Below are 20,368 nucleotides of genomic sequence, written 5' to 3' on the forward strand. Positions count from 1 at the left end.
AGGACGGCTCTCCGGGCAGAGCAAACAGCAAGCAGCACGACAGCAGGACGAAAACAGCAGGAAGCCGGGGGAGGTCGGCGCCGTATGCACGTTACGCATCTCTCGTTGGCCGACTTCCGCTCGTACGCCCGGGCCGAGGTTCCCCTCGACCCGGGCGTCACGGCTTTCGTGGGTCCCAACGGCCAGGGCAAGACGAACCTGGTCGAGGCCATCGGCTACCTGGCGACCCTGGGCAGCCACCGGGTCTCCTCCGACGCCCCGCTGGTCCGCATGGGAGCGGAACGGGCCGTCATCCGGGCCGCCGTCACGCAGGGCGAGCGCCGGCAGCTGGTGGAGCTGGAACTCAATCCCGGCCGGGCCAACCGGGCCCGGATCAACCGGTCCTCGCAGGTCAGGCCCCGGGACGTGCTGGGCATCGTACGGACCGTGCTGTTCGCGCCGGAGGACCTGGCCTTGGTGAAGGGCGACCCGGGCGAGCGCCGGCGCTTCCTGGACGAGCTCGTCACCGCCCGTTCCCCGCGGATGGCGGGGGTCCGCTCGGACTACGAGCGGGTGCTCAAGCAGCGCAACACCCTGCTGAAGTCGGCGGCGATGGCGCGCCGGCACGGCGGCCGCTCGATGGACCTGTCCACCCTCGACGTGTGGGACCAGCACCTCGCGCGTGCGGGCGCGGAGCTGCTGGCTCAGCGTCTCGACCTGATCGCGGCGCTGCTGCCCTTGGCGGACAAGGCGTACGAGCAGCTCGCGCCCGGCGGCGGCCCGCTGGGGCTGGCGTACCGCTCCTCGGCGGGCGAGGCGGTGGACAGCGGCGCGGCGCGCACCCGCGAGGCACTGTACGAGGCGCTGCTGGCGGCGCTCGGCGGGGTGCGCAAGCAGGAGATCGAGCGGGGCGTGACCCTGGTGGGCCCGCACCGGGACGACGTCCTGCTGCGGCTGGGGGAGCTGCCGGCGAAGGGGTACGCGAGCCACGGCGAATCCTGGTCGTACGCGCTGGCCCTGCGGCTGGCCTCGTACGAGCTGCTGCGCTCGGAGGGCAGCGAGCCGGTGCTGATCCTGGACGACGTCTTCGCGGAGCTGGACGCGCGGCGCCGGGAGCGGCTGGCGGAGCTGGTGGCCCCGGGCGAGCAGGTGCTCGTGACCGCGGCTGTGGACGATGACGTTCCGGATGTGTTGGCGGGTGCGCGGTTCGGGGTCTCCGGCGGTGAGGTGACCCGGCTGTGAGCGAACAGGACCAGGGGAAGGAGCCGCGCGAGGCGTCCGCGCCGCGCAAGGCACCCGAGATGTCCGGCGTGGACCTCGCCCGCCAGGCCCTGGCGGCGGCGCGGGAGCAGGCCCGGGCGCGCGGCAACGCCGCGGGCGGCCGGAAGGGCGCCCGGCACCCCGGGCTGCGCTCGGGCGCGCGCGCCGACGGACGGGATCCGATGCCGCTCATGGCTGCGCTGGACCGGCTGCGCACGGAACGCGGCTGGGAGATGCCGATGGCGGTGGCCGGTGTGATGGAGCGCTGGCCGCAGATCGTCGGGCCGGAGATCGCGGCGCACTGTGAACCGGAGCGCTACGAGGACCGTGAACTGGTCGTGCGGTGCGATTCCTCGGCCTGGGCGGCGCAGCTCAAGCTGCTGGCCCCGCAGCTGGTGGCGCGGCTGAACGCGGACCTGGGGCAGGGCACCGTCCGGTTGATCAAGGTGCAGGGGCCGGGCGGCCGGCCCAAGGGGTACGGGCCCTGGCGTGCGCCGGGCAGCACGGGCCCCGGGGATACCTACGGGTAGCCCTTCCGGCGCGTGGTCGCGGGTGGCGTCCCTCACGGTAGCGGGAGGTTGACAGGCCGAAGCGCTCAATGCCCGCGTGAGCCTCTTTGAGCCCCTTCCCGGATATGGGGAGTCGGAGAGTGCGGGTTCAGGGCGGCACATGCGGACTCAGGTACCGGCAAACCCCCATTCATGTCCGTGGTACCGGTAGACTGAAGCGAATCCCGCCCGCTCGCGGGATCACGCTGACAAACGCTGACAACGCAGATCGACGCAGCCGCTCCTGCTTGCATGCCTGCTGGCCCGGAGTTCGGCCTGTGCTGTGCCAGAAAGGGCGCTTCGTGGCCGATTCCGGCAACCCCAACGACAACCAGTCCACAGCCGGCGAGAACGGCGAGGCCACCTCCTCGTACGACGCCAGTGCGATCCAGGTCCTGGAGGGCCTGGACGCGGTCCGCAAGCGGCCCGGCATGTACATCGGGTCGACCGGTGAGCGCGGTCTGCACCACCTCGTGTACGAGGTCGTCGACAACTCCGTCGACGAGGCCCTGGCCGGGCACGCGGACACCATCGACGTGACGATCCTCGCCGACGGCGGGGTGCGCGTGGTCGACAACGGCCGCGGTATCCCGGTCGGCATCGTGCCGTCCGAGGGGAAGCCGGCCGTCGAGGTCGTCCTGACGGTCCTGCACGCGGGCGGCAAGTTCGGTGGCGGCGGCTACGCCGTCTCCGGCGGTCTGCACGGCGTCGGTGTGTCCGTAGTGAACGCCCTGTCGACCAAGGTCGCGGTCGAGGTCAAGACGGACGGCCACCGCTGGACCCAGGACTACAAGCTGGGCGTGCCGACGGCCCCGCTGGCGCAGAACGAGGAGACCGACGAGCACGGCACGTCGGTGACGTTCTGGGCCGACGGGGACATCTTCGAGACGACCGAGTACTCCTTCGAGACGCTGTCGCGCCGCTTCCAGGAGATGGCCTTCCTCAACAAGGGCCTCACGATCTCGCTGACCGACGAGCGCGAGTCGGCGAAGGCGACCATGGGCGCGGACAGCGCGGAAGAGGTCGAGGAGCCCCCGGCGCGGACGGTCAAGTACTACTACGAGGGCGGCATCGTCGACTTCGTGAAGTACCTGAACTCGCGCAAGGGCGAGCTGATCCACCCGACCGTCATCGACATCGAGGCCGAGGACAAGGAGCGGATGCTCTCGGTCGAGATCGCGATGCAGTGGAACTCGCAGTACACGGAGGGCGTCTACTCCTTCGCGAACACGATCCACACGCACGAGGGCGGTACGCACGAGGAGGGCTTCCGTGCGGCGCTGACCGGTCTGGTCAACCGCTACGCGCGCGACAAGAAGCTGCTGCGCGAGAAGGACGACAACCTCGCGGGCGAGGACATCCGCGAGGGTCTGACCGCGATCATCTCGGTGAAGCTGGGCGAGCCGCAGTTCGAGGGCCAGACCAAGACCAAGCTGGGCAACACGGAGGCCAAGACCTTCGTGCAGAAGGTCGTCCACGAGCACCTCAACGACTGGTTCGACCGCAACCCGGTCGAGGCGGCGGACATCGTCCGCAAGGCCATCCAAGCGGCCACGGCGCGCGTCGCGGCCCGCAAGGCCCGTGACCTGACCCGCCGCAAGGGCCTGCTGGAGAGCGCCTCGCTGCCGGGCAAGCTCTCCGACTGCCAGTCGAACGACCCGACCAAGTGCGAGATCTTCATCGTCGAGGGCGACTCCGCCGGCGGCTCGGCCAAGTCCGGCCGCAACCCCATGTACCAGGCCATCCTGCCCATCCGCGGCAAGATCCTGAACGTCGAGAAGGCCCGGATCGACAAGATCCTCCAGAACACCGAGGTCCAGGCGCTGATCAGCGCCTTCGGCACGGGCGTGCACGAGGACTTCGACATCGAGAAGCTCCGCTATCACAAGATCATCCTGATGGCGGACGCCGACGTCGACGGCCAGCACATCAACACCCTGCTGCTGACCTTCCTGTTCCGTTTCATGCGGCCGCTGGTCGAGGCCGGGCACGTGTACCTGTCCCGCCCGCCGCTGTACAAGATCAAGTGGGGCCGGGACGACTTCGAGTACGCGTACTCCGACCGCGAGCGCGACGCCCTCGTGGAGCTCGGCAAGCAGAACGGCAAGCGGATCAAGGAAGACTCGATCCAGCGCTTCAAGGGTCTGGGCGAGATGAACGCCGAGGAACTGCGCGTCACCACCATGGACGTGGACCACCGCGTGCTCGGCCAGGTCACGCTGGACGACGCGGCTCAGGCCGACGACCTGTTCTCGGTGCTGATGGGTGAGGACGTCGAGGCGCGGCGCTCCTTCATCCAGCGCAACGCCAAGGACGTTCGCTTCCTCGACATCTGAGTCGGCCTCCGCTGACCGCCTGAAAGGACTTCTGACCAGCAATGGCCGACGAAACCACTCCCACCGCCGAGAACATCGAAGAAGAAGGTCCGCAGCTGCGCATCGAGCCCGTGGGGCTTGAGACGGAGATGCAGCGTTCGTACCTCGACTACGCGATGTCCGTCATCGTCTCGCGTGCCCTGCCGGACGTGCGGGACGGCCTCAAGCCGGTCCACCGGCGCGTGCTGTACGCGATGTACGACGGCGGTTACCGGCCCGAGAAGGGCTTCTACAAGTGTGCCCGTGTCGTCGGCGACGTCATGGGCACCTACCACCCGCACGGTGACAGCTCGATCTACGACGCCCTGGTGCGCCTGGCCCAGCCGTGGTCGATGCGCATGCCGCTGGTGGACTCGAACGGCAACTTCGGCTCCCCGGGCAACGACCCGGCCGCCGCGATGCGTTACACCGAGTGCAAGCTGATGCCGCAGGCCATGGAGATGCTCCGCGACATCGACGAGGAGACCGTCGACTTCACGGACAACTACGACGGCCGCAACCAGGAGCCGACGGTCCTGCCGGCGCGCTTCCCGAACCTGCTGGTCAACGGCAGTGCCGGTATCGCCGTCGGTATGGCCACCAACATCCCGCCGCACAACCTCCGCGAGGTCGCGGCGGGCGCGCAGTGGGCGCTGGAGCACCCGGAGGCCTCGCACGACGAGCTCCTGGAGGCGCTCCTGGAGCGGATCAAGGGCCCCGACTTCCCCTCCGGCGCGCTCGTCGTGGGCCGCAAGGGCATCGAGGAGGCGTACCGGACCGGTCGCGGCTCGATCACGATGCGCGCGGTGGTCGAGGTCGAGGAGATCCAGAACCGCCAGTGCCTGGTGGTCACGGAGCTCCCGTACCAGACCAACCCGGACAACCTGGCGCAGAAGATCGCCGACCTGGTGAAGGACGGCAAGATCGGCGGCATCGCCGACGTCCGTGACGAGACCTCGTCCCGGACCGGGCAGCGCCTGGTGATCGTGCTCAAGCGCGACGCGGTCGCCAAGGTCGTGCTGAACAACCTGTACAAGCACACCGACCTGCAGACGAACTTCGGCGCGAACATGCTGGCGCTGGTGGACGGCGTGCCGCGGACGCTGTCGATCGACGCGTTCATCCGCCACTGGGTGCAGCACCAGATCGAGGTCATCGTCCGGCGTACGAAGTTCCGCCTGCGCAAGGCGGAGGAGCGCGCGCACATCCTGCGCGGTCTGCTCAAGGCGCTGGACGCGATCGACGAGGTCATCGCGCTGATCCGGCGCAGCAACACGGTCGAGATCGCGCGCGAGGGCCTGATGGGCCTGCTGGAGATCGACGAGATCCAGGCGAACGCGATCCTGGAGATGCAGCTGCGTCGCCTGGCGGCCCTGGAGCGGCAGAAGATCGTCGCCGAGCACGACGAGCTCCAGGCCAAGATCGACGAGTACAACGCGATCCTGGCCTCGCCGGAGAAGCAGCGCTCGATCGTCAGCGAGGAACTGGGCGCGATCGTCGAGAAGTTCGGCGACGACCGGCGTTCCAAGCTGGTGCCCTTCGACGGCGACATGTCCATGGAGGACCTGATCGCCGAAGAGGACATCGTCGTCACGATCACCCACGGCGGGTACGTCAAGCGCACCAAGACCGAGGACTACCGCTCGCAGAAGCGCGGCGGCAAGGGCGTGCGCGGCACGAAGCTGAAGCAGGACGACCTGGTCGACCACTTCTTCGTGTCCACCACCCACCACTGGCTGCTGTTCTTCACGAACAAGGGCCGCGTCTACCGGTCCAAGGCGTACGAGCTCCCGGACGCCGGGCGCGACGCGCGCGGGCAGCACGTCGCGAACCTGCTGGCCTTCCAGCCGGACGAGAAGATCGCCCAGATCCTCGCGATCCGCGACTACGAGGCCGCGCCGTACCTGATCCTGGCCACCAAGGGCGGCCTGGTGAAGAAGACGGCGCTCAAGGACTACGACTCGCCCCGTTCGGGTGGTGTCATCGCCATCAACCTCCGGGAGACGGAGGACGGCAGCGACGACGAGCTGATCGGCGCGGAGCTGGTGTCCGCCGAGGACGACCTGCTGCTGATCAGCAAGAAGGCGCAGTCGATCCGCTTCACGGCAACCGACGAGGCACTGCGGCCGATGGGCCGCGCGACCTCGGGCGTGAAGGGCATGAGCTTCCGCGAGGGCGACGAACTGCTCTCCATGAGCGTGGTCCGGCCCGGTACGTTCGTCTTCACCGCCACCGACGGCGGCTACGCCAAGCGCACGGCGGTGGACGAGTACCGCGTCCAGGGCCGCGGTGGCCTGGGCATCAAGGCCGCGAAGATCGTCGAGGACCGCGGGTCGCTCGTCGGGGCGCTCGTGGTGCACGAAACGGACGAGATTCTCGCCATCACGCTCGGCGGTGGTGTGATTCGTACGCGCGTCAATGAAGTCAGGGAGACCGGCCGTGACACCATGGGCGTCCAGCTGATCAACCTGGGCAAGCGCGATGCCGTGGTAGGCATCGCCCGTAACGCCGAGGCCGGCCCGGAAGCCGACGAGGTCGATGAGACCGAAGCAGCCGAAGGACAGGCCGCCGAGGCCGCCGAGGGCACGCAGCCCTCGGCTGGGGAGCGCGAGGAGTAAGTCGTGAGTGGAGCCACGGGCGCCGGACCGGCCAAGACTGGAGACAGCGGTGCCCGTGGCCCCGCCGCGGACTCCCAGGGGAGCACTGTGACGGACGACCGCGACCCACAGCCGCAGCAGGGCGCCCCGCAGGCCGCCGCGCAGGCGCCCGCGACGGCGCCGGCCGCCGGCCAGCCCGGCCCGGGGCCCTACCACCCGCCGCAGGCCTACGCGGCCCCGGCGGGCCCGGGTGCCCCCCGGGGGTCTGCGGAGGCCGGTACGCAGCGCAAGCCGCGTACGCCGGTCCGTACGACGCCGAGGACCCGCAAGGCGCGGCTGCGGGTGGCCAAGGCCGACCCGTGGTCGGTGATGAAGGTGAGCTTCCTGCTGTCGATCGCGCTCGGCGTGTGCACGATCGTGGCGGCGGCGGTGCTGTGGATGGTCATGGACGCCATGGGCGTCTTCTCGACCGTCGGCGGCACGATCAGCGAGGCGACGGGCTCGAACGAGAGCAACGGGTTCGACCTCCAGTCGTTCCTGTCGCTGCCGCGCGTGCTGATCTTCACTTCGGTGATCGCGGTCATCGACGTGGTGCTGGCGACTGCGCTGGCGACGCTGGGCGCGTTCATCTACAACCTGTCGGCGGGCTTCGTCGGCGGTGTGGAGCTCACGCTCGCCGAGGACGAATGACCGACGGATGACCTGCGGGGACGCCCGCGGGGAACGGATTTTGGCGTGACCGTGTCTGTGCGCTAATCTTCAGGAGTCAGCGCGCAGCGCGGATGGGGCTATAGCTCAGTTGGTTAGAGCGCATCCCTGATAAGGATGAGGCCACAGGTTCAAATCCTGTTAGCCCCACAGTGTCGAAGACCCCCAGGCCACGGCCTGGGGGTCTTTGTCGTGGGCCCGGTCGGGGGTTCCCAGGTCACCGAACGGTATCGGTCCGTGTGTATTGTTGGCCGTCAGAAGTACCCAACGTCAACGAAAGACGAGGTCGCGCGGTGAAGAAGCTGCTCCTGGTCGCACTGGCCGCCATCGGCGGGCTCCTCGTGTACCGCCAGATCCAGGCGGACCGCGCCGAGCAGGACCTGTGGACGGAGGCAACCGACTCCGTGCCCTCTGGTTCCGGCGTGTGAGACCCGAAGGCTGATCCATGAAGCCCCGGCTGCCGCTGCGGCCGGGGCTTTGTGCTGTTCTGTGACAAAAAGTTGCGTTATGCAAAGATTTGGCTTGCGCTAGCAAAATCGGGGTGGGCGTGATGGTGCGGGTGGGGAAAGCGGTGCCGGCGGGGGCGGCGGCCCTGCTCGTGGCGGCCGGGCTGACCGGGGTCGGGCACGCCGCCACGGGCGCTCCGCAGCCGGTGCCTGCGTACCGCGGAGCCGAGGGCGCGAAGAGGATCGAGGGCAAGCCCTCCACGGCCGGGGCCCCGCTGCTGGAGGCCGGCTCGGTCTACCGGGACGACCTCGCCCCCGGAGAACGCGTCTACCGGCTCGTCCTCGACGAGAAGTCCACCGTGTACGTCTCGGCCGTCGTCCAGCCCCCGGCCGGAGCCAAGGTCTCCTACAGCGACGACCTCGAAGTCGAGATCATGACCACCGACGGGCGGCCCTGTCCCGGCAACCCCGGCCGGGCCCGCTTCGGTGACGACCCCGTCCCGATCAGCGCGGTCGGCGTCCGCCAGCTGCAGGAGGACGCCGAGTGCCAGCAGGCCGGCGTCTACTACGCCAAGGTCACCCGCGAGGCGCCCAAGGACTCGGGCCCGGCCGCCTGGCCGCTGGAGCTACGGGTCCAGCGCGAGCCCGGCCTCGTCGCCGGCAGCGCCGCCGGCCCCGCGCCGAGCGCGGCTCCCTCGGCCTCCCCGACCCTCCCCGGCACCGAGCCGGCGGCCCGCTCCGGCGGGACCGGCTTCAACGACGCACGGGCCCTGGGCGGGGGCGTGTGGAGCGACGACCTGCGGCCCGGCCAGACCCGCTACTACCGGGTCCCGCTCGACTGGGGGCAGCAACTCGCCGTCGGCGCGGAGCTCTCCGCGGCGGTGCTGACCAAGCAGTACGGCAGCGCCTCGGACGGACTCACCGTCTCCCTCTACAGCCCCTACCGGGGCCTGATCGGGTCCAAGGGCGTCCCGTACGACGGGAAGCAGGCCGGGGCCGCCCTGCCGCAGACGGCGCCGGTGGCGTACGGGAACCGCTTCTCGCACGCCAAGGACGTGCAGGCCACCGGCGTGGCGGGCTGGTACTACATCGCGGTGACCATGGGACGGAAGGTCGGCGAGTTCACCCAGGACGCCAGCCCGGTGCCGCTGACCCTGCGCGTGGACGTGGGCGGTACGACGGCCAAGGCGCCGGTGTACAAGGAGAGTCTGACCGCGGCGGGCTTCGGGGTCGGCGCCGACGACCGGACCGCGGCCAGGGCAGGGCTCACCGCCCCGGAGGCCGCCGAGGCGGCCGAGACCCGCTCCGTGATGCAGGGGGTGGCCGGCGCGGGCTTCGGCACGGGGACCGTGCTGCTGCTGGTGCTCGGCGGCTGGATGCTGCTGACCCGGCGCCGCCCGGGGCCTTGAGGCCGGGTCAGGTCCGGGTCAGGGCCCAGACGCCCACGGCGAAGCACAGCAGCGCGGCGACGAGCAAGGCGGCGGTGACCTTCGGCGGCGGCGGGGCGAGCCCGCCCGTACGGACGGGCGGCGGCGGGGGCGGCGTCACCGGGTACGGGGAGGTGGGCCCGTACGGCGAGGCGCCCGGGTACGGCGAGGCGGCCGCGTACGGGGAGGCGGCCGGACCCGGCGAGGTGGCCGGCTCCGCCGCGGCGGGATGCCCGGGATGCCCGGGCTGCGTGACGGAGACGGGGGCGGGCTGCGCGGGGGGTGCCAGGTGGAAGCTCCCGGTCCGGGAGGCGGTCGCCGGCGGGGCCGCCGCTGCCGTGTCCCGGGGGTTCCGGGGGCCCTGGGGGCCGAAGGTCGGGGGGAGCGGGCCGATTTGGTCGAAGACCTCCACGGGCTCCTCGTCCGGGGCGGGCGGCGGCAGCAGCTCCACGGCCTCGGCAAGGGCCTTGCGGGCCCCCGTGGCCGTCTTGAACCGGCTCTGCGGGTCGGGCTGGAGGAGGTTCGCGATGACGCCCCACAGGGGCGCAGGGACGCCCTCGGGGGCGCCGGGGGTGCCGTGGGCGAGGAAGTGCTCCACCAGGGCCCGGGAGTCGGGTTTGCGGCCCTGCAGCAGGTACAGGGCGACGAGCCCCACGGCGAAGAGGTCGGCGGGGAAGTCGGGTTCGGCACCGAGTAGTTGCTCCGGGGCGAAATAACCGGGCGTGCCCATCACGTGGTCGGTCTCGGTGAGGCGGGGCTCGCCCTTGCGCATCGCGATGCCGAAGTCGGACAGCCGCAGGTGCGGCCGCCCTTTACCGGTGGCCTCCATCAGGAGGTTGGCCGGTTTGATGTCGCGGTGGACGACACCCTCCGCGTGCACCGCCGCCAGCCCCGACAGGAGCTGGTCGAGCAGGGTGCACACGAAGCGGGGCGGCAGCGGCCCGTAGTCCCCGATCACGTGACCGAGGGAGCCCCCGGCGACGAGGTCCATGGTGAACAGGACCTTGTCGTCGTCCGCCGCCCAGCTGGCGGGGGCCAGTACGTGCGGATGGTCGATGCGCAGCGCCTGCTCGCGCACGAACCGCAGGAGCATGTGGGCGTCGCTCTGGAGCAGGACCTTGGCGGCGACGTAGCGGCGGCGGCGGTGGTCCCAGGCCCGCCAGACCGCTCCCGCACCCCCGCGCCCGATCGGGTCGATCAGCTCGTACCGACCGGCGAAGACCTCACCCATCGCTGTGCCCGTCCCCCGTCCCCCGTCACACCATCAGTTCTGGTGGGCCTCGTAGTGGGCCACCGCGTCGGCGGTGCGGCCCGCGCCGTACACCCGGAGGAACTCTGCCAGCTCGGGATGGCTCGGGGCGAGGGAGTCCGCCGCGTCGATGATGTCGCCGGCCGCCGAGACCGAGCGCAGCAGCGACTGGATCTCGCGGACGACGCGCTTGACGGTGGGTGCGCCCGAGGTGGTGGTGGACTGGCCGCTGTTGCTGAGGACGGAGCCTCCCTGGGTCTTCTTGATCTCGTCCATCCGGTCGGTGGCCTCGGCGGCGCTGACACTGCCGTCCGCCACCTGGCCCGCCAGGTCCTGCAGGGCTTGGACCCGCTGGACCACGGCCGGGTTCCCGATCTTGGCGCGCTGGCCGCTCATCAGCTGGGAGAGCATGGGCGCCGACAGTCCGAGGACGGCAGCGAGGCGGGCCTGGTTCAAGCCGAGGTCATCTATGAGCCGACGGAAGAGCGCGCCGAGCGGCTCCCCGTACCAACTGCGCTGAAGTTCTCTGGCTCTGGCCGTGGCCTCTTGCTGTACTGCGTCCACGCTCACTACTCCCCTTCGCTGGTGCGAACCTCGCGAGCATCTTACGGAGAGTGGTCGCGGGGCGGGAGTCCCTATCATTTTTGCGGGATGAGGGGGTACACCCGGTACTCTGTTCTGCGGAACGGCCACTCCTTCACGGAGGGACGGCCGCGTCCACCTTTTCGGGGCTTTAGCTCAGTTGGTAGAGCGCTGCCTTTGCAAGGCAGATGTCAGGAGTTCGAATCTCCTAAGCTCCACATCGAAGCTCCCCTGACCTGCGGAAACGCGGGTCAGGGGAGCTTTTTGCGTACGCGCCTCAGCGGCTGAGGGGGCTTTGCGGCAAGGCGGCGGCGAGCACGGCGGCGGCCAGGAGCAGGCCGGCGCCGGCGGCGAAGGCCAGGTGGTAGCCGCCGGTGAGCGCCTCGGCGGTGGAGCGGCCCGCGAGGCCCAGGGAGCGGGTCCGGGACGCGGCGAGGGTGGACAGGGCGGCCACCCCGAGCGCCATGCCGATCTGCTGGGTGGTGTTGAAAAGGCCCGAGGCGAGTCCCGCGTCCTGCTCGCCGGCGCCGGACATGGCCAGCGTGGTCAGGGCCGGCAGGGCCAGGCCGAAGCCGGAGGCCAGCAGCATGACGGGGAGCAGGTCGGTGACGTACGCGGCGTGCAGCGGCAGCCGGACCAGCAGGCCCAACGCCAGGACCAGCAGGGCGAGTCCGGCCAGGAGGACCGCGCGCTCCCCGAAGCGGGCGTTCAGGCGGGCCGAGACCCCGAGGGAGACGGCGCCGATCGCCACGGCGGCCGGGAGCATGGCCAGCCCGGTCGCGGCGGCTCCGTATCCCTGCACCTTCTGGAGGTAGAGGGCGATCAGGACCTGGAACGAGAACAGCGCGGCCACCATGAGCACCTGGACCAGGTTCGCGCCGACCACGGTGCGGGACCGGAAGATCCGCAGCGGCACCAGCGGGGTACGGGCCGTGGCCTGGCGCACGGTGAAGCCGGCGAGCAGGACCAGGGAGAGCGCCCCGAGGCCGAGGGTCCGCAGGGAGGTCCAGCCGTGCTCCCCGACCCCGACCACGGTGGAGATGCCCAGCATCAACCCGGCGGTGACCAGGAGGGCGCCCCAGACGTCGGCGCCCGCGCCCGGACCCGGTCCCCGGTCGGCCGGGAGGACGGCCAGGGCCAGCAGCAGCGCGGCGAGCCCGATGGGCAGGTTGATGAAGAAGATCCAGTGCCAGTCGAGGGCGTCGGTGAGGACGCCGCCGAGCACCTGACCGAGGGAGGCGCCGGCCGCGCCGGTGAAGGAGAACACGGCGATCGCCCTGGCGCGTTCCCGCGCCCCGGTGAACAGGGTGACCAGGATGCCGAGGCTCACCGCCGAGGACATGGCACTGCCCAGGCCCTGGAGGAAGCGGGCGGTGATCAGCAGCGCCGGAGAGGTGGCGAACCCCGCGAGCACCGAGGCGATGGTGAAGACGGCGACGCCGGCGAGGAACATCCGCTTGCGGCCGATCAGGTCGCCCAGCCTGCCCGCGAGGAGCAGCAGGCTGCCGAAGGCGATCAGGTAGGCGTTGACGACCCAGCTGAGGCCGGCGGGCGAGAAGCCGAGGTCGCCCTGGATGGCGGGCATCGCAACGGTGACGATGCTGCCGTCGAGGACCGTCATCAGCATGCCGGTGGAGAGCACGGCGAGGGCGGTCCAGCGGGAGCGCGGATGCCGGACGGCAGGGCCGCGCTGCCCGGAGGGGGCCCGGTCCGAGGGGTCGGAAGGGGGTGCGGGCGGCGAGGGGGGTACGGGGCGGGTGGCGGCAGGCATCGGTCTCTCCAGTCGGTGAGGACGGGCAGGACATGCTCCGTGCGGGGCGACTGATGTGACCGTAGCAGATAGTTTTGTTACAGACGATTTATTTCGGATCGAGTTGTACGCTGGGGCCATGACTGCGATGGCACCGACCCGGACCGAGCCCGACCTCTCCTTCCTCCTGGACCGCACCAGCCACGTGCTGCGCACCCGGATGGCGGCCGCCCTCGCCGAGATCGGGCTGACCGCCCGTATGCACTGCGTCCTCGTGCACGCGTTGGAGGAGGAACGCACCCAGATCCAGCTCGCCGAGATCGGCGACATGGACAAGACGACGATGGTCGTCACGGTCGACGCCCTGGAGAAGGCGGGACTGGCCGAGCGCCGGCCGTCCTCGAAGGACCGGCGGGCCCGCGTCATCGCCGTCACCGAGGAAGGTGCGGCCGTGGCCGCCCGGAGCCGGCGCATCGTCGACCGGGTCCACGCGGAGGCCCTCGCCTCCCTGGCCGCCGCTGACCGCGAAGCCCTCCTGAGCGCCCTGAAGCAGCTCGCGGAGGGGGAGTTGGCCGAGCCCGCGGAGAGCCCGCGTCCGGCCCGCAGGGCCCGTCAGTGAGCCGCCCGTCGCCCGGACGGGTCCGTCGCGGGGCCGGGCGGCGTCGGCTGGCCGAGAGTGGGTAGAGGCAGCGAGCCAGGGGGCGACACCACGCCGGAGGCGTACAGACATGGGTCTCTTCAACTTCCTGAAGTCCGACAAGAAGAAGCACGCGGCCGCCGAGAAGGCGGCAGGGCGCGCGTCCGCCGACTACGCGGCGAAGTACGCCGATGCCGTCTCGGCCACCAAGGCGGCCGCCGAGCGCATGGCCGCCATGGCCCCGCCCAAGGCCGCGTCCGCGCCGCCGAAGCCCCCGGAGGCCGGCCACCCGCCGCACCGCACCCCCACCCCGGCGTCCGCGGCCCACAAGGCCGTTCCCTCGGCGCCCACGTACGAGCCGCCGATCAGCGCCGTGAAGCGTACGTACACCGTCCAGGCCGGTGACACGCTGTCCTCGATCGCCCGCCGGGAACTGGGCAACGAGGCCCGCTGGCGCGAGCTCTACGCCATGAACCGGAGCGTGGTCGGCGCCAACCCGGAGCTCATCCAGCCGGGCCAGGTCCTCACCCTCCCCCACTGACGCCGCCCCACTGACGCCGGCGCCGGCGCCGACGCACTCACCGACGGCGGCCGACACGGCGAGCGATACGGCGAGGGCCCGGATCCACCGGATCCGGGCCCTCGCCGTATCGGCCGGTGCGCGTCAGGGCTGCTGGTCCTCCGCGGCGGAGTCCGAGGCCTCGCGCTCCTTCGCCGCCAGCTCGTCGTCGAAGCTGGCCGCGGCGCTCTCCCGCGACACCTCCGTGGCCGTCGGCGGCTCGACCAGCCAGTCCGGGTTCGACTGCTGGTCCCACCACTTCCAGGCCGCGAACGCGCCGCCCGCCAGGAGGCCGATCACCGCGACGCCCTTGAAGAACCGGCCCGTGCGGGCCCGCCGCTCGTGGCGGCGCACCAGCTTCTGCACTTCCTTCGCCGTCACCTGGCCGCGCAGGGCCGCCAGCGCCGCGGCCGACCGCGACGCGGCCTCCTCCGCCATCGGCTGGGCCGCCGCGAGCGCGCTCTCGATCCGCGGTCCGGTGTAGTCCGCCGCCTGGCGTGCCACGCGCCGGGTCTGCTTGGCCGCGGTGGTCGCCGCACGGTCGACGTTCGGCGGCACGTGCAGACGGGCGGCCCTCATGCGGGGGTGCAGATGCGCGTCGTACGCCGTGCGGGCCTGACGCGAGGCCTGGCCGGCGGCATGGGAGACCTTCGGTGCGAGCCGTACATTCGCCTCGTGTGCGTAATGCACCATCGCGTCCTTGGCGTTACCTGCGTACGGCGCCACCACTTCCGCTGCGTGCCGGGCACTGTCCCTGGCGCTCTCGGCGGCCAGGCGCACGCTGTCCTTGCGGGTCACGGGATCCTCCTCCTCGGTGGCGGACACAGTTCACCTTTCCACCCTTTCTCGGATCATGCCTGTCACCGGGCCGCGCGGCATGCGCGACAGGGCATACGGGTGGAGGATTTCAGCCGTGTACAGCCCTGCGTGGGAGGATTCGGAACCGACAGTGATGACTATGGAAGGCAGATCCGACGTGGCCGAGAAGCTCTACGCCACCCTGAAGACGAACCACGGCGACATCGAGATCGAGCTGCTGCCGAACCACGCGCCGAAGACCGTCCGCAATTTCGTGGAGCTCGCCACCGGGGCCCGCGAGTGGACCCGTCCCACGGACGGTCAGAAGACCACGGACCCGCTGTACGACGGCACCGTCTTCCACCGCGTCATCAGCGGCTTCATGATCCAGGGCGGCGACCCGCTGGGGAACGGCACCGGCGGCCCCGGCTACCAGTTCGCCGACGAGTTCCACCCCGACCTCGCCTTCACCAAGCCCTATCTGCTCGCCATGGCCAACGCCGGCCCGGGCACCAACGGCTGCCAGTTCTTCATCACCGTCGCCCCCACCGCGTGGCTGACGCGCAAGCACACCATCTTCGGCGAGGTCGCCGACAAGGCCAGCCAGAAGGTCGTGGACACGATCGCGGGCCTGCCGACCAACCCGCGCACCGAGCGGCCCCTGGACGACGTGATCATCCAGTCCGTCGTCGTCGAGCGGCGCTGATCCGGCCCGGGAACCTTCCGCCCCGTCCGTCCGTCCTCGATACGTACCGGACCGGCGGGGCGCATCCCCGGCCCCGCCGCTGATCGAGGGGACCGATGGACACCGACCGTCTGCCGGGCTGCTACCGCCACCCGGACCGCGACACGGGCATCCGCTGCACCCGCTGCGAGCGCCCCATCTGCCCCGAGTGCATGATCAGCGCCTCGGTCGGCTTCCAGTGCCCGGAGTGCGTCCGCGGCGGCTCGGGCACCGGCCACGCCCCGGCGGCGAACGCCCCGCGCACGGTCGCGGGCGGCGTCGTCTCCGGCGATCCGCACCTCGTCACCAAGATCCTGATCGGGATCAATGCGGCGGTGTTCCTGGCCTGCCTGCTCGCGCCCCCGCTCGTGGTGCAGCTGGAGCTGCTCGGGCGGTACGCCGCGTACTTCGGCGCACCGGTCCAGGGGGTGGCCACCGGCGAGTTTTACCGGCTCCTGACGTCGGTGTTCCTGCATGCCGAGTGGTGGCACATCGCGGGCAACCTGCTGGCGGTGTGGGTGATCGGCGGGCCCCTGGAGGCGGCTCTGGGCCGCGTCCGCTATCTCGCCGTGTACCTGCTGTCCGGCCTGGGCGGAAGCGCCCTCGTCTACCTGCTGACCCCGCCCAACGTGCCGACCCTCGGGGCGTCCGGCGCCGTCTTCGGCCTGCTGGGTGCCACGGTCGTGCTGATGCGCCGCCTGCGCTACGACATGCGGCCGGTGATGACCATGGTCGTGCTCATGCTGGTGCTGACCTTCGTGCCCTTCGGCGGGAGCCTGTCGGTGTCCTGGCAGGCGCATGTCGGCGGTCTGGTGACCGGCGTGCTGGTCGGCCTGGGCATGGTGGCGCCCCCGGCGGGCCGCGCCCGCGCGGTGGTCCAGTGGGGGGCCTGTGCGGCCGCATTCCTGCTGGCTGCGGGGCTGATCCTGCTGCGTACGGCCGAACTCACCTGATCACACCGGCGTCAACACTCCACAGGGTTATCCACAGATCTTCTGTCTTTTCCTCAGGTGTGGATGACGCTGTGGATAACTCATGGGGAGAGCTTGCGGGGCGGAGGCCGCCCCGCTACGCAGCCCCTACTTCCACTGCGTGGAAACGCCGAATCCCGCCGCGATGAATCCGAATCCGACCACGATGTTCCAGTTGCCCAGGGACTCCACGGGCAGCTGCGTGTCGGTCACGTAGAAGACGACGATCCACGCGAGACCGATCAGGAACAACGCCAGCATGACCGGGGCGACCCAGCTGCGGTTCGTCAGCCTGATGGCCTGCGCCTGCTTCGCCGGCGGCGGCGTGTAGTCGTCCTTCTTGCGGATACGTGACTTCGGCACGAGGGGCTCTCCTGTCGATGCGCTGGGGACCTTGCCTGCCCCGGGCGTCCGTTAGCGTAGTGGACCTGTGGCGTTGAAGGAGAAGGGTACGTTGAGCAATTCCGACGACTCCTCCGCGGGTCCCCGTCCCCGGGCCGGTGCCGTCCGGCTGCTGACGGCCGCCGTTTTCGCCCTGGCCGGCCTGATCTTCGTCACCAGTTTCAACACGTCCAAGGGTACGAACATCCGCACGGACGCCTCGCTGCTCAAGCTGTCCGACCTGATCCACGAGCGCAGCCAGAACAACGCGCAGCTGGAACAGAGCACCGCGGCCGTGCGCAGCCGCGTCGACGCCCTCGCCGAGCGCGACGACGGCAGCACCAAGGCCGAGGACGCCAAGCTGGCCGCCCTGCGCACCGCGTCCGGCACGGACGAGCTGTCCGGCAAGGGCCTCACCGTCACCCTGAACGACGCCCCGCCCAACGCCACCGCCCGCATCCCCAACGTGCCCGAACCGCAGCCCAACGACCTGGTGATCCACCAGCAGGACCTCCAGGCCGTGGTGAACGCCCTGTGGCAGGGCGGCGCCCAGGGCATCCAGGTCATGGACCAGCGGCTGATCTCGACCAGCGCGGTGCGCTGCGTGGGCAACACCCTGATCCTCCAGGGCCGGGTGTACTCGCCCCCGTACAAGGTGACGGCGGTCGGCGACCCGGGCGCGCTGCGCAAGGCCCTCGGCGCCTCGCCCGCGCTGCAGAACTACCAGCTGTACGTCGCGGCGTACGGCCTCGGCTGGAAAGTGGACGAGCACAAGGAGCTGAAACTCCCCGGCTACTCCGGCACAGTGGACCTCCACTATGCGAAGCCGGTGGACGGATCCCCGACGACCCCGAGCTCAAGCTCAAGTGCGAGCTCCGGCTCGGGGCCGACCGCGCGCTGACGCCGTCCTGCGCCTGGTGCTGCGGACGTTCAGCGAGCTGTGCCTGACCGCGGGCACGCTGATCGTCCTGTTCGTGGCCTACGTGCTGCTGTGGACGGGGGTCAAGGCCGACCGGGCCATGGACGGCGAGGTGGCCCGCCTGCGCGACCGCTGGACGGCCGGGGCGGCCGCCGCTGCCCCCGCGCCCGAGGCGCGGCCCACACGGCCTCCTGGGGCCTCCCCCGCCCCCTCAGCGGCCCCCGGGGCGGACCCCGGACACCCGCCCGGGCAGGCCTTCGCCGAGATGTACATCCCGCGCTTCGGCCCGGACTGGAACAAGCCGGTCCTGGAGGGCACCGACGCGGAGCTGCTGAAGAAGGGCCTGGGCCACTACGCGGGCACGGCCCGGCTCGGCGGCCCCGGCAACTTCGCGGTGGCGGGCCACCGGCGGACGTACGGGGACCCCTTCAAGGACATCCCGCGGCTGCGCCCCGGGGACGCCGTGATCCTCAAGGACGCGGCGCACTGGTACACGTACACCGTCCGGGCCGAGCCGCTGCGGACCCTGCCCACCGAGGTCGGCGTGATCGACCCGGTCCCCGCCCGGTCGCCGTTCACGGCTTCGGGCCGGTACCTGACGCTGACGACCTGCGATCCGGAATGGGGCCACAGCCACCGCCTGATCGTCTGGGCGGAGCTGACCGGGACCCGCGCCGCCGGGCAGGGCCGGCCGGAGGGATTGCCGAGCTGACCCTCCGTGCCGGGCCGCTGGCTTTAGTCTGTTCGCGTACCGCCCTTGCGGTGCATGGGACGAACGTGGGACGAAAAGGAAACAGGGCGGCATGTACGGCTGGATCTGGCGGCATCTGCCGGGCAACGCGTGGGTACGCGGGCTGATCTGTCTCGTACTGGTCCTCGCGGTGGTCTTCGTACTGTTCCAGTACGTCTTCCCGTGGGCCGAACCGCTGCTTCCCTTCAACGACGTGACGGTGGACGAGGGATCGGGAGCCACTCCGTGAGCGCGCGCATTCTGGTGGTCGACAACTACGACAGCTTTGTCTTCAACCTGGTCCAGTACCTGTACCAGCTCGGTGCCGAGTGCGAGGTGCTGCGCAACGACGAGGTCGAGCTCGCACACGCGCAGGACGGCTTCGACGGCGTCCTGCTGTCGCCGGGCCCGGGAACCCCGGAAGAGGCGGGCGTCTGCATCGACATGGTCCGCCACTGCGCCGACACCGGCGTCCCGGTCTTCGGGGTGTGCCTGGGCATGCAGTCGATGGCGGTGGCGTACGGCGGGGTGGTGGGCCGGGCGCCGGAGCTGCTGCACGGCAAGACCTCGCCGGTGGTCCACGAGGGCCTCGGCGTCTTCGAGGGGCTGCCGTCGCCCTTCACCGCGACCCGCTACCACTCGCTCGCGGCCGAACCGCAGACGCTGCCGGACGTCCTGCAGGTCACGGCGCGGACCGAGGACGGGATCATCATGGGCCTGCGGCACCGGGAGCACGACGTGGAGGGTGTGCAGTTCCACCCCGAGTCCGTGCTGACCGAGTGGGGGCACCGGATGCTCGCGAACTGGCTGGTGCGCTGCGGCGACGCGGGAGCGGTCGAGCGGTCGGTGGGGCTGGCCCCGGTGGTGGGCAAGGCCGTCGCGTGACGGCGCTCGCGCCGTCCGTGCCCACGGAGGGCCGGGCCGCGCGGCGCAGGGCAGCTCAGGAGGCCGCGAAGCGCACGCGGAGACGAGGCGGCGGGCGGGCCGGAGGCCGGCCCGGGGGCCGGGCGGGCGGGCGGCGGCGCAGGCGGCCCGCGTCGGGCGGCCCGCTGGTCGTGGCGAGCCGGCTGGCCGGCGAGCTGTTCATCACGCTGGGCGTGGTGATGCTGCTCTTCGTCGCCTACCAGCTCTGGTACACGAACGTGCTGGCGCAGCGCACGGCGGACGGGGCGGCGGGCTCACTGCGCCAGACCTGGGAGAGCGACCAGGGCGGGGCCGCCGCGCCGCCCGTCTCGGCCTTCGAGCCGGGGCAGGGGTTCGCGATCCTGTACATCCCCAAGCTGGACGTGAAGGTGCCGGTGGCCGAGGGGATCAGCAAGCCCAAGGTGCTCGACAAGGGAATGGTCGGGCACTACGGGGACGGGGCGCTGAAGACGGCGATGCCGGCCGACAAACAGGGCAACTTCGCCCTGGCGGGCCACCGCAACACCCACGGCGAACCGTTCCGCTACATCAACCGGCTGGTGCCCGGCGACCCGATCGTGGTCGAGACGCGGGACGCGTACTACACGTACGAGATGACCTCGGTGCTGCCGCAGACGTCCCCCACGAACGTGTCGGTGATCAAGCCGGTGCCGGAGGGGTCGGGCTTCACCTCCCCGGGCCGGTACATCACGCTGACGACCTGCACGCCGGAGTTCACGAGCACGTACCGGATGATCGTATGGGGCAGGATGATCGACGAACGCCCCCGCAGCCAGGGCGTTCCGCCCGCGCTCGCCAGCCCGTAAGCCGCCGTAAGGACGAACC

20 protein-coding genes, 2 tRNA genes and 1 pseudogene are annotated in these 20,368 nt (G+C 71.0%); 18 read left to right on the plus strand and 5 right to left on the minus strand.

The annotated features are described in order from the left end of the window. Nucleotides 1–84 precede the first annotated feature (84 nt). From recF to AB0B01_RS08920, 8 genes are all read left to right on the plus strand, one after another. Nucleotides 85–1,221 carry a DNA replication/repair protein RecF gene (gene recF / locus AB0B01_RS08885; RefSeq protein WP_361714536.1) on the plus strand — a complete coding sequence of 379 codons (1,137 nt, stop codon included), beginning with the start codon at nt 85–87 and terminating at the stop codon, nt 1,219–1,221. A gap of 59 nt (nt 1,222–1,280) precedes the next feature. Next, a complete protein-coding gene (locus AB0B01_RS08890) occupies nt 1,281–1,769 on the plus strand; it encodes a DUF721 domain-containing protein (RefSeq protein ID WP_361714769.1) in 489 nt (162 codons plus the stop codon). A 296-nt stretch (nt 1,770–2,065) separates the two neighbouring features. Beyond that, complete coding sequence (gene gyrB / locus AB0B01_RS08895; RefSeq protein WP_361714539.1) at nt 2,066–4,123, plus strand: DNA topoisomerase (ATP-hydrolyzing) subunit B; 2,058 nt, start codon at nt 2,066–2,068, stop codon at nt 4,121–4,123. Between the two features lie 41 nt (nt 4,124–4,164). After that, nucleotides 4,165–6,759 (plus strand): DNA gyrase subunit A, encoded by a 2,595-nt coding sequence (gene gyrA / locus AB0B01_RS08900; protein ID WP_361714541.1) that lies wholly within the window; start codon nt 4,165–4,167, stop codon nt 6,757–6,759. A 3-nt stretch (nt 6,760–6,762) separates the two neighbouring features. Then, nucleotides 6,763–7,428, plus strand: coding sequence for a DUF3566 domain-containing protein (locus AB0B01_RS08905; protein ID WP_361714544.1), 666 nt, complete (start codon nt 6,763–6,765; stop codon nt 7,426–7,428). Nucleotides 7,429–7,522: 94 nt separating this feature from the next. Beyond that, nucleotides 7,523–7,596, plus strand: a tRNA-Ile gene (locus tag AB0B01_RS08910). Nucleotides 7,597–7,739: 143 nt separating this feature from the next. Continuing rightward, nucleotides 7,740–7,874, plus strand: a complete 135-nt coding sequence (locus AB0B01_RS08915) for a DLW-39 family protein (protein WP_208809277.1) — start codon at nt 7,740–7,742, stop codon at nt 7,872–7,874. 122 nt (nt 7,875–7,996) lie between these two features. Next, nucleotides 7,997–9,301 (plus strand): hypothetical protein, encoded by a 1,305-nt coding sequence (locus tag AB0B01_RS08920; protein ID WP_361714772.1) that lies wholly within the window; start codon nt 7,997–7,999, stop codon nt 9,299–9,301. Nucleotides 9,302–9,308: 7 nt separating this feature from the next. On the opposite strand, the gene AB0B01_RS08925 is transcribed toward AB0B01_RS08920, so the two are convergent. Both AB0B01_RS08925 and AB0B01_RS08930 read right to left on the minus strand, forming a co-directional pair. Then, complete coding sequence (locus AB0B01_RS08925) at nt 9,309–10,550, minus strand: serine/threonine-protein kinase (protein ID WP_361714547.1); 1,242 nt, start codon at nt 10,548–10,550, stop codon at nt 9,309–9,311. A 33-nt stretch (nt 10,551–10,583) separates the two neighbouring features. Next, nucleotides 10,584–11,132 (minus strand): DNA-binding protein, encoded by a 549-nt coding sequence (locus AB0B01_RS08930; protein ID WP_361714550.1) that lies wholly within the window; start codon nt 11,130–11,132, stop codon nt 10,584–10,586. 163 nt (nt 11,133–11,295) lie between these two features. Here AB0B01_RS08930 and AB0B01_RS08935 point away from each other — a divergent pair. Beyond that, nucleotides 11,296–11,368 (plus strand) — tRNA-Ala (locus AB0B01_RS08935). Nucleotides 11,369–11,427: 59 nt separating this feature from the next. Here AB0B01_RS08935 and AB0B01_RS08940 read toward each other — a convergent pair. Beyond that, on the minus strand, nt 11,428–12,921 hold the full coding sequence (locus tag AB0B01_RS08940) for an MFS transporter (RefSeq protein WP_361714553.1): 1,494 nt from the start codon (nt 12,919–12,921) through the stop codon (nt 11,428–11,430). 118 nt (nt 12,922–13,039) lie between these two features. On the opposite strand from AB0B01_RS08940, the gene AB0B01_RS08945 reads away from it, so the two are divergent. Continuing rightward, entirely contained in the window at nt 13,040–13,519 is a 480-nt protein-coding gene (locus AB0B01_RS08945) for a MarR family winged helix-turn-helix transcriptional regulator (protein ID WP_361714556.1), read from the plus strand. Nucleotides 13,520–13,628: 109 nt separating this feature from the next. Then, nucleotides 13,629–14,078, plus strand: a complete 450-nt coding sequence (locus tag AB0B01_RS08950) for a LysM domain-containing protein (RefSeq protein ID WP_361714559.1) — start codon at nt 13,629–13,631, stop codon at nt 14,076–14,078. A 123-nt stretch (nt 14,079–14,201) separates the two neighbouring features. Here the strand turns inward: AB0B01_RS08950 and AB0B01_RS08955 are convergent, their stop codons facing one another. After that, nucleotides 14,202–14,894, minus strand: a complete 693-nt coding sequence (locus AB0B01_RS08955; protein WP_361714562.1) for a DUF5324 family protein — start codon at nt 14,892–14,894, stop codon at nt 14,202–14,204. 178 nt (nt 14,895–15,072) lie between these two features. On the opposite strand from AB0B01_RS08955, the gene AB0B01_RS08960 reads away from it, so the two are divergent. Together AB0B01_RS08960 and AB0B01_RS08965 are read left to right on the plus strand one after the other, a co-directional pair. Further along, nucleotides 15,073–15,600, plus strand: a complete 528-nt coding sequence (locus AB0B01_RS08960) for a peptidylprolyl isomerase (RefSeq protein ID WP_361714775.1) — start codon at nt 15,073–15,075, stop codon at nt 15,598–15,600. 95 nt (nt 15,601–15,695) lie between these two features. Further along, complete coding sequence (locus tag AB0B01_RS08965) at nt 15,696–16,571, plus strand: rhomboid family intramembrane serine protease (RefSeq protein ID WP_361714565.1); 876 nt, start codon at nt 15,696–15,698, stop codon at nt 16,569–16,571. A 126-nt stretch (nt 16,572–16,697) separates the two neighbouring features. On the opposite strand, the gene crgA is transcribed toward AB0B01_RS08965, so the two are convergent. Continuing rightward, nucleotides 16,698–16,952 (minus strand): cell division protein CrgA, encoded by a 255-nt coding sequence (gene crgA / locus AB0B01_RS08970; protein ID WP_361714568.1) that lies wholly within the window; start codon nt 16,950–16,952, stop codon nt 16,698–16,700. A 91-nt stretch (nt 16,953–17,043) separates the two neighbouring features. Here crgA and AB0B01_RS08975 point away from each other — a divergent pair, with 91 nt between their 5' ends. The 5 genes and pseudogenes from AB0B01_RS08975 to AB0B01_RS08995 all read left to right on the plus strand — a co-directional run. Beyond that, nucleotides 17,044–17,871 (plus strand): DUF881 domain-containing protein, encoded by an 828-nt coding sequence (locus AB0B01_RS08975; RefSeq protein ID WP_361714571.1) that lies wholly within the window; start codon nt 17,044–17,046, stop codon nt 17,869–17,871. A 7-nt stretch (nt 17,872–17,878) separates the two neighbouring features. After that, the gene (locus tag AB0B01_RS08980) at nt 17,879–18,601 is read left to right on the plus strand and encodes a class E sortase (protein ID WP_361714778.1); all 723 of its coding nucleotides are present in this window, start codon (nt 17,879–17,881) and stop codon (nt 18,599–18,601) included. 91 nt (nt 18,602–18,692) lie between these two features. Next, nucleotides 18,693–18,869, plus strand: a complete 177-nt coding sequence (locus tag AB0B01_RS08985; RefSeq protein WP_356845661.1) for a hypothetical protein — start codon at nt 18,693–18,695, stop codon at nt 18,867–18,869. Next, entirely contained in the window at nt 18,866–19,504 is a 639-nt protein-coding gene (locus tag AB0B01_RS08990; protein ID WP_361714575.1) for an aminodeoxychorismate/anthranilate synthase component II, read from the plus strand. Before AB0B01_RS08985 ends, AB0B01_RS08990 begins: the two co-directional genes overlap by 4 nt. Nucleotides 19,505–19,665: 161 nt before the next feature. Beyond that, nucleotides 19,666–20,349 (plus strand): annotated as a pseudogene (locus tag AB0B01_RS08995) (class E sortase); the annotation flags it as partial. Nucleotides 20,350–20,368: the final 19 nt, after the last annotated feature.

The organism is Streptomyces sp. NPDC044571 (genome assembly GCF_040647115.1).
Taxonomy (GTDB): domain Bacteria; phylum Actinomycetota; class Actinomycetes; order Streptomycetales; family Streptomycetaceae; genus Streptomyces.